Genomic DNA, 15,090 nt, shown 5'->3' with positions numbered 1-15,090 from the left:
CCGCCATTTGGCCCGCCCCGCCGCGCCAGCCCTTCCCCCCGCCTCTCTCGCCCCCGATTTGTGCCGCTTGCGCCTCTTGCGCCCGCCCGTCGGGCGGCGACTTGCCGCCTTATGCCCGTCGCGTAAATGGTGCGACCCCGCGCATACCCCGACGACGCGCGCCACGGCATCCGCCTATACTGGAATGGCTTCCCACTGGCAGGACAGCCGCCAAGGCCGGCCTGCCACGCCGCGCAATGACTGAACAACCAGAAGGACGAAGAGGGGTCGCCCTATGACAAGCGTTGCACAGGTACTCAAATCGAAGCCGGATCAGGTGGTGTACACGATCGAAGCCAGCGATTCCGTCTACAACGCCATCCGCCTGATGGCCGAAAAACAGATCGGGGCGCTGCTCGTGACCGACGGCGCATCGATCGCGGGCATCATCACGGAGCGCGACTACGCCCGCAAGATCGTGCTCATGGACCGATCGTCGAAAACGACCGCCGTGCGCGACATCATGAGCCCGCACGTGCGCTTCGTCCAACCCGACCAGACCACCTACGACTGCATGGCGCTCATGACCGAGCGGCGCATGCGCCACCTGCCCGTCATGGACAACGGCAAGCTGGTGGGCATGGTCTCGATCGGCGACCTGGTGAAGGAAATCATCGCCGAGCAGAAGTTCACGATCGAGCAGCTCGAGCACTACATCACCGGCGGTCCGGGCTCCTGAAAGCGGTGCGCACGGCCTCATCCTGTCGATGGAACGTCACGGCGGAACGTGAAAAAACGCCCAATCCCGGCGGGGTTGGGCGAAGCTACCTTGCGGCAGCGGAGGTTCCACGCATGAAAAACGCGCGAAAATTTGCGCGGCGGCGTGCGGCAAGGATGCAAACGCGCGCATGTCCGCCTGGAATGGTCAGGAACCTGTCGGGGTAAGGTCTGTGGCGGGAACGAGGGAGAAACGCTCGGCAGGCGCGCACGGCTCGCGTGCCCGCGTTTCAGTCCTGTGTGCGACCCGCTTCGATGGTTGCGGGTCGATGCCCGGCCAGGGAGCCGGGCAATCGCAGCGCTACCGGGTCAGTTGCCTGAATCGGTTTTCAATCAGTTGCCGAAATACACCGACTGCGACGGGCGCAGCGTGGCCGGCTGGCCGCCCGACTGCGACGAACCCGAGGTCGCCGGGCCATAGCCGCTCGTTTCGGCTGCCGGGGCTTGCGCCACGCCTTCTTGCTGCGACACGCGCGCTTCGGCGGCCTGGATGTCGCTCGGATAGGTGGCGTCGTTCGCGGTAGCCGGGTTGTAGCCGGCCTTTTCAAGCTGGATCAGTTCGGCCTTCACTTCGGCGCGGGTCTTCGGGGCATCGCTTTGCACCTGGGCAAACGAAAGGGCCGGAGCGGCGACGAGAGCGGCGACAATTGCGGCTTGAAGCAGGTTGCGGGTCTTCATGGTATTTACCTCCATCACTTGTTTTATGCCGGTGCTCGTGTGTGGCGCCGGATCAGTGACTTCAGTTTATTGAGACAAGAGATTAGGGCAAACCCCTATTTTGAAAAAATACAGTTTCAAGCACCGCAACAATGCAGGCTGAGTACGCGGACCGTTGTGCCGCAACGCTCGCGCGTCATCGGCGTTCTGCATTTGCCGGCTGCATTTGCCGGCTTATTGGCCTGCTTCATTGGCCGGCTTCATTGGCCTTCTCCCAGCAGCTTGCGCGGTCCGCTCACGAACGGGCTGCCCAGTTCGTAGAAACGCAACGGCCGGTCCATCTCCCGCGATAGCCCGATGCGCGTCGTCACCCCCACCGGCCGCGCCGGTTCGTCCACGCGCCCGATCCAGAGCCCGTGGCCCAGGCACAGATCGGCGCCGTCGAATGCCGCGCCGATGCCATAGGCCTGCGTGAGCCGCCCCGGTCCGCGCGCGAGGTCGCGCGGCGGCACGCCGGGGCGCTGCGCCTGCATGGCCGCGAGCCCTTCGAGCGGCTCGACCGCCCGAAACAGCACGCCCGCCCCCACGTCCACGGCCTCGCTCGACATGTTGAGCATCCAGGCGCTGCCGTAGGTGAGCCGCACATAGGCGTGGCCGCGCGCCAGGAACATCGAGGCGTTCCACGACCGCCGCCCTTTGTAGGCGTGGCTCGTGGAGTCGCCCAGCGGATAGGCTTCGATTTCCACCAGCCGCCCCGCCATGCGCCCGCGCGCCAGGTCGCGCACGAGATACTTGCCGATCATGAAGCGCGCCAGCTCGGTGGTGTCGAGCGGCAGGTCGTCACGGTGCAGCGGCAGAATCTTCATCGCACGGCTCTCCGGGGAATCCGCTGAAACGTGGGCGGCCGCCATCGGCCGGGCGGGCATCGCGCCCCCCGCCAGAGTGTAGCGCCCGCACCGAGCGGCGCTGCGCATAACGCCATGCGGCGGGGCATTGCGCTACCATCGTCCGCATACCCGCGCGACTGGCTCGCGCCCCCCCAACATCCGGCGCGCGGCGACTCGCAACCGCGCGCGCGTCAACGAAGGAGCCGCACGATGAACGAACAGAGCGCCATTCAATTCCTCTCGGACGTCCGCAAGCCGCTGCTCACGCTGCACAAGGCGATCCTTGACCACGAGCGCGCGGAGTACGAGCGCGAGTTCGGGCCGGTCACGCCGGCGGCCTTCCTCCAGGTGCTCATCAACGGCTCGGGCTTCCGCTGGCTCATGCCGCTCTCGACGATCATCGCCAACGTCGACGAAACGCTCGATGCGAAAGACGCGAGCGCCGAAGATCGCATCGGCGCGGCGCAAGGCGTGGGCGCGCTCTTTTCCGGCGAGGAATCGGCGGAGTTTTATGAGCGCTATCAGGCGCTGTTGCAGGCCAGCCCCACGATCCTGCATTTGCACGGAACCGTCGCGCCGCTGCTCAAGGGGCTGAAGAACTGAGGCGTCGCCGCCGCGCGCCTTAACCGCGCGGTGTTCTGCGCGGGCGCGCCGTCTCGCCTGCCTCGGGCGCCTCGGCGGCTTCACCCGGCCCGGCCGCCCTGTCGCCACGCTTGCCCTTCGCGCCGGAAAGCCGCCGCCACAGCGTCGTCTTGCTAATGCCGAGCATCTCGCACGCGCGGTCGCGGTCGCCGTGGCAGGCGTCGAGCGCCGCGCGGATTTCATCGGCTTCCACGTTCAGGCTGCGCTCGCGCAAGGTGAGCGCGCCCTCGCCCGCCGCGCCTGGCTCGCTGCGCTCATCGGCGGCGCGGCGACGCGACTCGAACACCTCGGGCGCGATCGAGCGCAGCACGTCGGGCGTCACCACGTTCTCCTCCGAATCCGCCAACTCCACCACGATCCGCTCGATCACGTTCTGCAATTCGCGCACATTGCCCGGCCACACGTGGCTCGCGAGCGCGCCGCTCACGAGCGCGAGCGTGCGCGCCGCATCGTCGGCAGTGCGGATGCGCACGGCCACGCGCGTTTCGCGGCGCGACGCCTGTAGCAGCAGTTCGGCGGCGAGCAGCGCGATATCCGCACCGCGCTCGCGCAACGGCGGAATGGCGAGATTGAGAATGTTCAGGCGATAGAACAGGTCGGCGCGGAACTCGCCCGCCTCGATCTGCTCGGTGAGCGCGCGGTGCGTGGCGGCCACCACGCGCACGTCCACGCGCGTGGGCTCCGTCGCGCCGAGGCGCACCACCTCGCGCTCCTGGAGCACGCGCAGCAGCCGGCTTTGCAACGGCAAGGGCATCTCGCCGATCTCGTCGAGAAAGAGCGTGCCGCGGTGCGCGGCCTCGATGAGCCCCACCTTGCCGCCGCGCCGCGCGCCCGTGAACGCGCCTTCCTCGTAGCCGAACAGTTCGCTCTCCAGCAGCGCTTCGGGAAACGCACCACAATTCATGGCGACGAACGGAAAGTCGCGCCGCGGGCTCTCGCGATGAATGCCCTGCGCGATCATTTCCTTGCCGGTGCCGCTTTCGCCGCGGATCAGCACGGTGGCGTCCGACTTCGCGTAGCGCCGCGCAAGCTGACGCACGCGCTCGATGCCGGGCGACGCGCCGCTCAGGTCGTCCAGGCGGTAGCGCGCGACGAACTGCTGCGTGCGCTGGCGCGAGCGCAAGGTGCGATCGAGCCGCTCCACGGCGCGCGACTCCTGGAACGTGAGCACGGCGCCCGTCGTCACGCCGTTGTCCACGAGCGGCCCACGATGCACGACATAACTCACGCCGCGCACGGTTTCGAGCGATTCGCCGTCGGCTTCGGGCAAGGCGAAGGCGATGTCGGGCGCGAGCGTGGCAAGCGACTGCCCCGCCGCCGCCGCGGGATCGACGCCGAGCACGTCCGCGAGGCGCTGGTTGATCGCCTCGATGCGGCCGCGCGCATCGAGCGCCACCACGCCGTCGCGCAAATGCTGGAGCACGCTGTCAAGGCGCTGGCGGCGTAGCGTCTCGCGCCAGGTGGCCTGCACGAGTTCGAGCGCATTGTCGAAGGCCGCACGCACCGAGGGGCGCGAGTAGACGAAAAACGGCACGAGCCCAAGCCGCGCCGCGAGGTCGTTGACGAGCCCCGGCCCGACGACGGCCCCTACGCCGCGATCGCGCAGGTCGAGCACGCAGGCCTCGGCGTCCTGCACCGTGCGGTACTGGCCGAACACCACGTCGATGCCATAGGCGCTCGCGAAGCGGCGCACCTCGACGGGCGTCTCGCCATAGGTGACGAGTCCGACCAGTTCGGCTTCGCGCCGCGCGCGGGCGAGCGCCTGCATCACGTCGAAGCCGGTGGGCTGCAAGAGCACCACGGGCACGTCGATGCGCGCCTTCAGGTACGTGCCGTTCGAGCCCGCCGCCACCACCACGTCGGGCCGCTGGTTCGGCCCGGCGGCGGCGATGTCGGCCACGGCCTCCTCGAAACCGCGCGGCACCACGCGCAGGTCCGCGAGATCGTCGTATTCGCGGGCGATGTCGCGAAACAGGTCGCGCAGGCGGCTGATGCCCATGGCCCACACGCGCGGGCGGAATGCGGGGGAAGCGGAAGCGGGGAAGCGGTTCATGATGTCCGGCGAAGCGATCACGGTGCGGCGCGGCGAAAAGCCCGAAAGCCCGCCGCAGCTGAATTCGCATTATCGCGCGACGATTTCATTTTTGAAATCGCGATTTCACCACGGAAATCGGGGCCCGTCTCCTCGTTATGACAATAACCATAAAAATCAATGCATTAGCGTCATCCGGCAGAGCTGGCACGCTACCTGCAATATAAGGCGGCGATTCAATTGGAGACATCACGCATGAACAGCAAATCCCCCGCAAGCGCCGGCGCGAAGTTCCGCGCCGCCGTGGCCGCCGAGCAACCGCTGCAAGTGGTCGGCGCGATCACCGCGTATGCGGCCAAGCTCGCCGAGGCCACCGGTTTCAAGGCTGTCTATCTGTCGGGTGGCGGCGTGGCCGCCAATTCGCTGGGCGTGCCCGATCTCGGCATCAGCACCATGGACGACGTGCTGATCGACGCGAGCCGCATCACCGACGCCGTGGACATCCCCCTGATGGTCGACATCGACACCGGCTGGGGCGGCGCCTTCAACATCGGGCGCACGATCAAGTCATTCATCAAGGCGGGCGTGGCGGCCGTGCACCTGGAAGACCAGGTGGGCCAGAAGCGCTGCGGCCATCGCCCGAACAAGGAAGTCGTGGCGACCGGTGAAATGGTGGACCGCGTGAAGGCCGCCGTGGACGCGCGCACCGACGACCAGTTCGTCATCATGGCCCGCACCGACGCGGCCGCCGTGGAAGGCATCGACGCCGCGATCGAGCGCGCCGTGGCCTACGTGGAAGCGGGCGCAGACATGATCTTCCCCGAAGCGATGAAGACGCTCGACGACTACCGCCGCTTCCGCGCGGCCGTGAAGGTGCCGATTCTCGCCAACCTCACCGAATTCGGCTCGACGCCGTTCTTCACGACCGAAGAACTCAAGAGCGCCAACGTGGATATCGCGCTCTACTGCTGCGGCGCGTATCGCGCGATGAACGCCGCCGCACTGAACTTCTACGAGACCGTCAAGCGCGACGGCACGCAAAAGGCCGCCGTCTCCACGATGCAGACGCGCGAAGACCTCTACAAGTACCTCGGCTATCACGCGTACGAAGACAAGCTCGACGCCCTGTTCGCCGCGAAGAAGTAAATCCGCCCCCACAGCCCATACATAGAGAGAGGAAGACACCATGAGCGAAGCAGAAAACACCACGCAAGCCGCAGGCGGCTTCAAGCCGAAGAAGTCCGTTGCGCTTTCGGGCGTGGCGGCAGGCAACACGGCGCTGTGCACCGTGGGCCGCACCGGCAACGACCTGCACTACCGCGGCTATGACATTCTCGACCTCGCCACCGCGTGCGAATTCGAGGAAGTCGCGTACCTGCTCGTGCACGGCAAGCTGCCGAACACGGCCGAACTGGCCGGCTACAAGGCCAAGCTCAAGGCGCTGCGCGGCCTGCCCGCCGCCGTGAAGACGGCGCTCGAAGCCGTGCCCGCCTCGGCGCACCCGATGGACGTGATGCGCACCGGCGTCTCGGTGCTCGGCACCGTGCTGCCCGAGAAGGACGACCACAACCTGCCGGGCGCGCGCGACATCGCCGACCGCCTGATGGCCTCGCTCGGCTCGATGCTGCTGTACTGGTATCACTTCTCGCACAACGGCAAGCGCATCGAAGTCGAAACCGACGACGACTCGATCGGCGGCCACTTCCTGCACCTGCTGCACGGCCGTGCGCCGTCGAAGTCGTGGGTGGACGCGATGCACGTGTCGCTCAACCTGTACGCCGAGCACGAGTTCAACGCTTCGACGTTCACGGGCCGCGTGATCGCGGGCACGGGCTCGGACATCTACTCGGCCATCACGGGCGCGATCGGCGCGCTGCGCGGTCCGAAGCACGGCGGCGCGAATGAAGTCGCGTTCGAGATCCAGTCGCGCTACGAAAACGCCGACGAAGCGGAAGCCGACATCCGCGCACGCGTGGAAAAGAAGGAAGTCGTGATCGGCTTCGGCCACCCCGTCTACACGATCTCGGACCCGCGCAACAAGGTCATCAAGGAAGTGGCGAAGAAGCTCTCGAAGGAGCAGTCGAACCTGAAGCTGTTCGACATCGCCGAGCGCCTCGAATCGACGATGTGGGAAGTCAAGAAGATGTTCCCGAACCTCGACTGGTTCAGCGCCGTGTCGTACCACATGATGGGCATCCCCACCGCCATGTTCACGCCGATCTTCGTGATCGCGCGCACGGCCGGCTGGAGCGCGCACATCATCGAGCAGCGCGTCGACAACAAGATCATCCGCCCGAGCGCGAACTATACGGGTCCGGAAAACCTGAACTTCACGCCGATCGGCAAGCGTTGATCGACGCTGACCAGCCGGCCGGACGCACTATGACGTCCGGCCGACTGGGAGACGACGGCGCGTGCGTCTAGAGTGAATCCATTCGCTCACGGCGCGCGAAGCCGCCGCAAACCCACTACACATTTGGTCCCCAAGCCGTGAATACCGCCTACCGCAAGTCCCTCCCGGGCACCCGGCTCGATTACTTCGACGCGCGCGAAGCCGTCGAGGCCATCCAGCCCGGCGCCTACGCAACGTTGCCGTACACGTCACGCGTGCTCGCCGAAAACCTCGTGCGCCGCTGCGACCCGGCCACGCTCACGGCCTCGCTCAAGCAGCTCATCGAGCGCAAGCGCGACCTCGACTTTCCGTGGTTCCCGGCGCGCGTGGTCTGCCACGACATCCTCGGGCAAACCGCGCTCGTCGACCTCGCGGGCCTGCGCGACGCCATCGCCGACCAGGGCGGCGACCCGGCCAAGGTGAACCCGGTCGTGCCGGTGCAGTTGATCGTCGACCACTCGCTCGCGGTGGAATGCGGCGGCTTCGACCCGGACGCGTTCAACAAGAACCGCGCGATCGAAGATCGCCGCAACGTCGACCGCTTCGACTTCATCAACTGGACGAAGAAGGCGTTCAAGAACGTCGACGTGATTCCGCCGGGCAACGGCATCATGCACCAGATCAATCTGGAGAAGATGTCGCCCGTGATCCAGGCGCGTGACGGCGTGGCGTTCCCCGACACCTGCGTGGGCACCGACAGCCACACGCCGCACGTCGATGCGCTCGGCGTGATCGCGATCGGCGTGGGCGGCCTCGAAGCCGAGAACGTCATGCTCGGCCGCGCCTCGTGGATGCGCCTGCCCGACATCGTCGGCGTGGAGCTCACGGGCAAGCGCCAGCCCGGCATCACCGCCACCGACATCGTGCTCGCCCTCACCGAATTCCTGCGCAAGGAAAAGGTCGTCGGCGCGTACCTGGAGTTCCGTGGAGAAGGCGCGTCGAGCCTCACGCTCGGCGACCGCGCCACGATCTCCAACATGGCGCCCGAATACGGCGCCACCGCCGCGATGTTCTTCATCGACGACCAGACGCTCGACTATCTGCGCCTCACGGGCCGCGAGGAAGAGCAGGTCAAGCTCGTCGAAACGTACGCGAAGGCTGCGGGCCTGTGGGCCGACACGCTGGCCAACTCGCAGTACGAGCGCACGCTCACGTTCGATCTGTCGAGCGTGGTGCGCAACATGGCCGGTCCGTCCAACCCGCACAAGCGCCTGCCCACGTCCGACCTCGCCGCACGCGGCATCGCGGGCAAGTGGGAAGAAACGCCGGGCCAGATGCCCGACGGCGCGGTCATCATCGCCGCCATCACGAGCTGCACGAACACGAGCAACCCGCGCAACGTGATCGCCGCCGCCCTGCTCGCGCGCAACGCGAACGCACGCGGCCTCACGCGCAAGCCCTGGGTGAAGAGCTCGCTGGCGCCGGGGTCGAAGGCTGTCGAGCTTTACCTCGAAGAAGCCAACCTGCTGCCGGACCTGGAAAAGCTCGGCTTTGGCATCGTCGCGTTTGCCTGCACCACGTGTAACGGCATGTCGGGTGCGCTCGATCCGAAGATCCAGCAGGAAATCGTCGACCGCGATCTGTATGCGACCGCCGTGCTCTCGGGCAACCGCAACTTCGACGGCCGCATTCACCCGTACGCCAAGCAGGCGTTCCTCGCCTCGCCGCCGCTCGTGGTCGCCTATGCGATTGCTGGCACGATCCGCTTCGATATCGAACGCGACTCGCTCGGCACGGACCAGGACGGCAAGCCCGTGTACCTCAAGGACCTCTGGCCGACCGACGAGGAAATCGACGCCATCGTCGCGAAGAGCGTGAAGCCCGAGCAGTTCCGCAAGGTCTACGAACCGATGTTCGCGCTCACGGCGGAAAGCGGCGAAACGACCGACCCGTTGTACGACTGGCGCGCGCAAAGCACGTATATCCGCCGCCCGCCGTACTGGGAAGGCGCGCTCGCCGGCGAGCGCACGTTGCAGGGCCTGCGCCCGCTCGCCGTGCTCGGCGACAACATCACGACCGACCACCTGTCGCCCTCCAACGCGATCCTGCCGAACAGCGCAGCGGGCGAGTACCTCGCGAAGATGGGCCTGCCCGAAGAGGACTTCAACTCGTACGCCACGCACCGCGGCGACCACCTCACGGCGCAGCGCGCGACCTTCGCGAACCCCACGCTCATCAACGAGATGGCCGTGGTGGACGGCGCCGTGAAGAAGGGCTCGCTTGCGCGCATCGAGCCGGAAGGCAAGGTCACGCGCATGTGGGAAGCGATTGAAACCTACATGGAACGCAAGCAGCCGCTCATCATCATCGCGGGTGCGGACTACGGCCAGGGCAGCTCGCGCGACTGGGCGGCCAAGGGCGTGCGTCTGGCGGGCGTGGAAGTGATCGTGGCGGAAGGCTTCGAGCGTATTCACCGCACGAACCTGATCGGCATGGGCGTGCTGCCGCTGGAGTTCAAGGCGGGCACGAACCGCACGACGCTCGGCATCGACGGCACGGAAACGTACGACGTGATCGGCGAGCGCACGCCGCGCGCCGACCTCACGCTCGTGATTCACCGCAAGAACGGCGAACGCGTGGAAGTGCCCGTCACCTGCCGGCTCGACACGGCCGAAGAAGTGTCGATCTACGACGCAGGCGGCGTGCTCCAGCGCTTCGCACAGGACTTCCTCGAGTCGTCGCAGGCAGCGGCATAAACGAAAAACGGGCGGCGCGGTGGCGACACACGCGCCGTCCTTCGTTTCAGGACAACACATGGCACACGTACCTCAGATCAAGATTCCCGCCACCTACATCCGCGGCGGCACCAGCAAAGGCGTGTTCTTCCGTCTTCAGGATCTGCCCGCTACCGCGCAGCAGCCGGGCGAGGCGCGCGACAAGCTGCTCATGCGCGTGATCGGCAGCCCCGACCCGTACGGCAAGCAGATCGACGGCATGGGCGGCGCGACCTCCAGCACGAGCAAGACCGTGATCGTGGCGAAGAGCAGCAAGCCCGATCACGACGTCGACTACCTGTTCGGCCAGGTCGCCATCGACAAGGCCTTTGTGGACTGGAGCGGCAACTGCGGCAATCTCTCCGCCGCCGTGGGCCCGTTCGCCATCAGCGGCGGCCTCGTCGACCCGAGCCGCGTGCCCGACAACGGCATGGCGACCGTGCGCATCTGGCAGGCCAATATCGGCAAGACAATCATCGCGCACGTGCCGATGACGAACGGCCACGTGCAGGAAACGGGCGACTTCGAGCTGGATGGCGTGACCTTCCCCGCCGCCGAAGTGCAGCTCGAATTCCTCGACCCGGCCGCCGAGGAAGACGGCGCGGGCGGCTCGATGTTCCCCACGGGCAACCTCGTGGACGACCTGGAAGTGCCGGGTGTGGGCACGCTCAAGGCCACGATGATCAATGCGGGCATCCCGACGATCTTCGTGAACGCCGAAGCCATCGGCTACACGGGCAAGGAATTGCAGGACGCGATCAACGGCGACGCCGAAGCGCTCAAGAAGTTCGAGACGATCCGCGCGCACGGTGCGCTGCGCATGGGCCTCATCAAGAACCTCGACGAGATCGCCACGCGCCAGCACACGCCGAAAATCGCCTTCGTCGCAAAGCCCACGGGCTACACGGCGTCGAGCGGCAAGCGCGTGGAAGCGGGCGACGTGGACCTGCTCGTGCGCGCGATGTCGATGGGCAAGCTGCACCACGCCATGATGGGCACGGCGGCCGTGGCGATCGGCACGGCGGCGGCCATTCCGGGCACGCTCGTGAATCTCGCGGCGGGCGGCGGCGAGCGCAGCGCGGTGCGCTTCGGGCACCCGTCGGGCACGCTGCGCGTGGGCGCGCAGGCGCGTGAAGAGAACGGCGAATGGACGGTCACGAAGGCCATCATGAGCCGCAGCGCGCGCGTGCTCATGGAAGGCTGGGTGCGGGTGCCGGGGGATTCGTTCTAAACGCCCCGCCTCACGGCATCTGATGCGACAAAGCCGCCCCGGCGCATTTCAGCGCCGGGGCGGCTTTTTTTAACGTGCGGGTGAGCGAGGGATTCAGCCCTGGGGCGACGTCGGCAAATACGGCATCGGATCCACGGGCTTGCCGTCGCGGCGCACCTCGAACAGCACGGCCACGCGGTCGTTGTTCTCGCTGCCCATCTCGGCGATCTGCTGACCCTGATGGACCATGTCGCCGGTCTTCACGAGCAGACGGCGGTTGTGCGAGTAAGCCGTGAGGAAGTCCTTGTTGTGCTGGACGATGATCAGGCTGCCGTACTCGTTCAGGCCCGTGCCCGCGTACATGACCTTGCCGTCGGCGGCGGCGATCACCGGGTCGCCGGCCTTGCCCGAGATCTCGATGCCGCGCGTCGTACCGGGCGCGAACGGCTCGACCACGCGGCCATGCGCCGGCCACACGAGCGCGACGCTGTTCGCGTGGCGCGCCACTTCGGCGGCGACCTGGCGGTTCACGACCGGGTTGGCGTTCGTGCTCGCCGCCTGGCCGCCGGTCGCCGGGGCCGTGGCCTGCACGGTGATCGTCTGCTTCGAGACCAGCTTGATCGACTGGCCCGCGCGCAGGCGGCCGTTCGGCTTCAAGTGGTTCCACGCGGCCAGATCCTTGACCGAAACGCTGTGCTTTTGCGCGAGACGCTGAAGCGTGTCGCCGCGGCGCACGCGCACATAGGTGGTTTTGGTCACGACGCGCGTGACCGGTGCGCTCGCCGCCTGCGCGCTCGCATCCGTGCCGGCCGCGGGCGTTGCATCGGTTGCCGGGCTGGCCGCGGCCGACGTGTCGGGCTGCGGCTGTTGTTGCTGCTGCTGATCCATGTTGGCGCAGCCGCCCAGCAGGGCCGCCAGTCCCAACACGGCCCAGAATCCCTTCAGACCGTGGGTACGTCGACCGTTACGATCTTCGAACATATTCGCCTCCTGCGTGCTCGCGGCCGCGCGGCGTACGGAGGCCCGGAACGGTCTGCTGCGTATGGCGCGCTCCCGCTCTCACGGCGCTCCGGCTCGTCCGCCGGACCGCATCGATTTGCAGCCAAACTGCCTGCATTTCGTACGATAAACATCCAACACACGTCAACGCCGCATTTACGAACGGACGTGCGATCCCAAAATCGATCCGGCATTGTAAAGCGCAATTGAGCTGGATCAGCCCAGGGACAACACTCTGATACAAATGTTAATTACCGGAATTAGCGCCACATCGAAACACGGAAAAAAGGGTCAGAAATCGATTTCAAACCCGGCGCAAACGCCCGTCCTGCCGTGGGTTGCACCGCTCAACACGTGCGCGTGATCATGCCCCTTTCCCTGACTTATCGGCCGTCTCCCCGCAAACTTGAACGTCCGCCGGCGGTAACGCTCACTGAAAGCCAATTGAAATTGAGGTAGTATCGGCCGCGTCAAGCCCAAGCCCCGGTTCACGGGAACCCTTGCTCATTCTTCAGGTCTTTTCCCTGCGCTTGTCTTGCGGCCACCCTGGCGGCCGCTTCGCGGTTCCCGGCGCATGGCGCCTTGCGAACCTGGCCCGTTTTCCCGATTTCCCGGCAGATGCATTCGCGCATCCGCCCGTCCGGCCCGTCGGCCATGTAGTGCGCCTCGCGCACCGCGTGCCGCCCCGGCCTGCTGCCCAACATGCCAAAGTCATCCAACCGTCTAGTCGAACTCGATTTTTTCCGCGGTCTTGTCCTGCTCATCATCGTCGTCGATCACATCGGCGGCAGCATCGTCTCGCGCGTCACCCTGCACGCCTACGCGCTGTGCGACGCCGCCGAGGTGTTCGTGTTCCTGGGCGGCTTCGCCACGGCCACGGCGTGGGCCGCGCTCTGCGCGCGCCGCACCGAGGCCGCGGCCCGGCAGCGCTTCATCAAGCGCGCGTTCGAGATCTACCGTGCATTCGTCGTGACGGCGCTCCTGATGCTGCTCGTCACCGCGATACTCGTGGCGTGCAACGTGGACGCCCCCAATCTCGCCACCACCGACCTCGACGATCTCACGCTCGCGCCCGCCGCCGCGCTGCGCGACATCGTGCTGCTGCGCCGCCAGCCGTACCTGGCCGGCGTGCTGCCGATGTACGCGTGCTTCGCGCTCGCCGCGCCGCTCGCGCTGCCGCTCGCGCGCACGCGCCCCTGGCTGCTGCTGGCCGTGAGCCTCGCGCTCTGGGGCGTCGCGCCCCACCTGGTGCCGTGGCTGCCGCACGTCGAAGACGTGCAGTGGGACTTCAACCCGTTCGCCTGGCAACTGATGTTCGTGCTCGGCGTGATCGCCCAGGCGCAGCCGGTGTTCCAGCGCGTGAACGCGCACCGGCTCGGCACGCTCGTGACGCTCGCCGCGCTCGCCGTCGTGGCGGGCGCCGCGATCTACCGCCTGCAACTGGGCAATGTCGCGCTCGACGGCGACTTCAAGCGCAACCTCGCGTGGTTCCGCGTGCTCAACTTCGCCGGCATCGCGTGGCTCATGGCGCACGTGATCCGTCTGGGCTGGGCGAAGCGCCTCGCGCACGCGCTGCCGTGGGTGGGTCTCGTCGGCCAGAAGGGCATGCTCTCGTTCGTGGCGGGTGCCGTGATTTCGCTCACGGTGGACTCGGTGCTCTACTGGTACACCGACGGCTACCTGAACGTGCCGCTCGGCCTCGTCGCCGACGCTGTCGCGATGACCGCGCTGCTGCTCGTCGCGCGCGCGTCCGATCCGCTCAAGCGCCTGCTGCCCTCGCGCGCCAAGGCCTCGGCCTGACGCGCCGTCCCGCCGCCCGCCCGGGCGCCTCGCCGGGCGGCCCCGGCTTCCGGCGCGCCCAGGCGGCTGCTAGGATGATGACCCCGCGCTGACAGCGCCTCCTGGCTCCGATTTCCCTGCCATGCGCAGACTCCTTCGAACCGCACTGCTCCCGCTTGCGCTCGCCTGCGCGGCCTTCGCCGCGTCGGCCGCGCCCGCCGCGGCAAGCACGATCGCGGTCCGCACGTTCCATTCGGCCGCGCTCAACCGCGACTGGCCCTACGTGGTGTATCTGCCGGTCGGCTACCGCGCCGACCAGGGCCGTTACCCGGTGCTGTATCTCCTGCACGGCAACAACGGCGACGCAATGGACTGGGTCACGCAAGGCCAGCTCCAGGCGAGCGCCGACGCGCTGATCGCGCACCACGAGATCCCGCCCGTGGTGATCGTGATGCCGCAAGGCGGCACCGACTGGTACGTCGATCGCAAGGAGAAAATGGAGAAAGCGTTTTTCCAGGACTTGCTGCCCGAAATCGAATCGCACTTCGCGGTGGACAACGAGCGTGACGGGCGCGCGATCGGCGGCGTTTCGATGGGCGGGTTCGGCGCGCTGCGCTACACGCTGGAGCACCCGGACATGTTCTGCGGCGCGCTGCTGCTCTCGCCCGCCGTCTACGCGAGCGACCCGCCGCCCAGTTCGGCGGCGCGTCACGTGGGCGTGTTCGGCGAGCATCAGTTCGACGCGCAGATCTGGCGCACGCTCAACTATCCGGCACTCTGGAAACCCTATTTCTCGCGGCCCTGGCGCGTGCCGTTCTTCATCGCCGCGGGCGACGACGACCTCGTGATCCAGGCCGAATCGTCGCTGCTCTACACGCGGCTGCGCGAGGCGGGCAACCCGGCGGCGCTGCGCATCGTGGACGGCGGGCACGTCTGGCCCGTGTGGCGCGAACTGCTGCCGGCCGCGCTCAAGTACGCGCTCGCCTGCGTGCGCTAGGCGCGCGCCGGGTCGAACCCGCGCA

Annotated in this window: 12 protein-coding genes; 8 read left to right on the top strand and 4 right to left on the bottom strand. The window is 67.2% G+C overall.

Translation table 11 applies throughout. The features are described from left to right. Positions 1-274 precede the first annotated feature (274 nt). Positions 275-718, top strand: a complete 444-nt coding sequence (locus C7402_RS12175) for a CBS domain-containing protein (protein WP_112172966.1) — start codon at positions 275-277, stop codon at positions 716-718. A 371-nt stretch (positions 719-1,089) separates the two neighbouring features. On the opposite strand, the gene C7402_RS12170 is transcribed toward C7402_RS12175, so the two are convergent. Both C7402_RS12170 and C7402_RS12165 read right to left on the bottom strand, forming a co-directional pair. After that, positions 1,090-1,434, bottom strand: a complete 345-nt coding sequence (locus C7402_RS12170) for a DUF4148 domain-containing protein (RefSeq protein ID WP_112172965.1) — start codon at positions 1,432-1,434, stop codon at positions 1,090-1,092. Between the two features lie 239 nt (positions 1,435-1,673). Next, the gene (locus C7402_RS12165) at positions 1,674-2,279 is read right to left on the bottom strand and encodes a DNA-3-methyladenine glycosylase (protein ID WP_244314824.1); all 606 of its coding nucleotides are present in this window, start codon (positions 2,277-2,279) and stop codon (positions 1,674-1,676) included. A gap of 231 nt (positions 2,280-2,510) precedes the next feature. Here C7402_RS12165 and C7402_RS12160 point away from each other — a divergent pair, with 231 nt between their 5' ends. After that, positions 2,511-2,903 (top strand): thioredoxin domain-containing protein, encoded by a 393-nt coding sequence (locus C7402_RS12160; protein WP_116610833.1) that lies wholly within the window; start codon positions 2,511-2,513, stop codon positions 2,901-2,903. Positions 2,904-2,922: 19 nt separating this feature from the next. Here C7402_RS12160 and prpR read toward each other — a convergent pair whose 3' ends face one another. Continuing rightward, positions 2,923-4,995: a propionate catabolism operon regulatory protein PrpR gene (prpR, locus tag C7402_RS12155; protein WP_112173180.1), complete on the bottom strand. Its 2,073-nt coding sequence runs from the start codon at positions 4,993-4,995 to the stop codon at positions 2,923-2,925. 234 nt (positions 4,996-5,229) lie between these two features. Here prpR and prpB point away from each other — a divergent pair, with 234 nt between their 5' ends. From prpB to prpF, 4 genes are all read left to right on the top strand, one after another. Then, entirely contained in the window at positions 5,230-6,120 is an 891-nt protein-coding gene (gene prpB / locus C7402_RS12150) for a methylisocitrate lyase (RefSeq protein WP_112172962.1), read from the top strand. A gap of 40 nt (positions 6,121-6,160) precedes the next feature. Beyond that, on the top strand, positions 6,161-7,327 hold the full coding sequence (gene prpC, locus C7402_RS12145; protein ID WP_112172961.1) for a bifunctional 2-methylcitrate synthase/citrate synthase: 1,167 nt from the start codon (positions 6,161-6,163) through the stop codon (positions 7,325-7,327). Between the two features lie 137 nt (positions 7,328-7,464). Continuing rightward, complete coding sequence (gene acnD / locus C7402_RS12140) at positions 7,465-10,062, top strand: Fe/S-dependent 2-methylisocitrate dehydratase AcnD (protein WP_112172960.1); 2,598 nt, start codon at positions 7,465-7,467, stop codon at positions 10,060-10,062. A gap of 58 nt (positions 10,063-10,120) precedes the next feature. Next, the gene (prpF, locus tag C7402_RS12135) at positions 10,121-11,311 is read left to right on the top strand and encodes a 2-methylaconitate cis-trans isomerase PrpF (protein WP_116610832.1); all 1,191 of its coding nucleotides are present in this window, start codon (positions 10,121-10,123) and stop codon (positions 11,309-11,311) included. 93 nt (positions 11,312-11,404) lie between these two features. On the opposite strand, the gene C7402_RS12130 is transcribed toward prpF, so the two are convergent. After that, entirely contained in the window at positions 11,405-12,271 is an 867-nt protein-coding gene (locus C7402_RS12130) for a peptidoglycan DD-metalloendopeptidase family protein (RefSeq protein ID WP_116610831.1), read from the bottom strand. Between the two features lie 720 nt (positions 12,272-12,991). On the opposite strand from C7402_RS12130, the gene C7402_RS12120 reads away from it, so the two are divergent. Both C7402_RS12120 and C7402_RS12115 read left to right on the top strand, forming a co-directional pair. Further along, on the top strand, positions 12,992-14,089 hold the full coding sequence (locus tag C7402_RS12120; protein WP_116610829.1) for an OpgC domain-containing protein: 1,098 nt from the start codon (positions 12,992-12,994) through the stop codon (positions 14,087-14,089). Positions 14,090-14,210: 121 nt separating this feature from the next. Further along, the gene (locus C7402_RS12115; RefSeq protein WP_116610828.1) at positions 14,211-15,065 is read left to right on the top strand and encodes an alpha/beta hydrolase; all 855 of its coding nucleotides are present in this window, start codon (positions 14,211-14,213) and stop codon (positions 15,063-15,065) included. Positions 15,066-15,090: the final 25 nt, after the last annotated feature.

The sequence above is a fragment of the Paraburkholderia unamae genome, from assembly GCF_003096875.1.
Lineage (GTDB): Bacteria > Pseudomonadota > Gammaproteobacteria > Burkholderiales > Burkholderiaceae > Paraburkholderia > Paraburkholderia unamae.
This window is presented reverse-complemented; position numbering and strand designations above follow the sequence as displayed.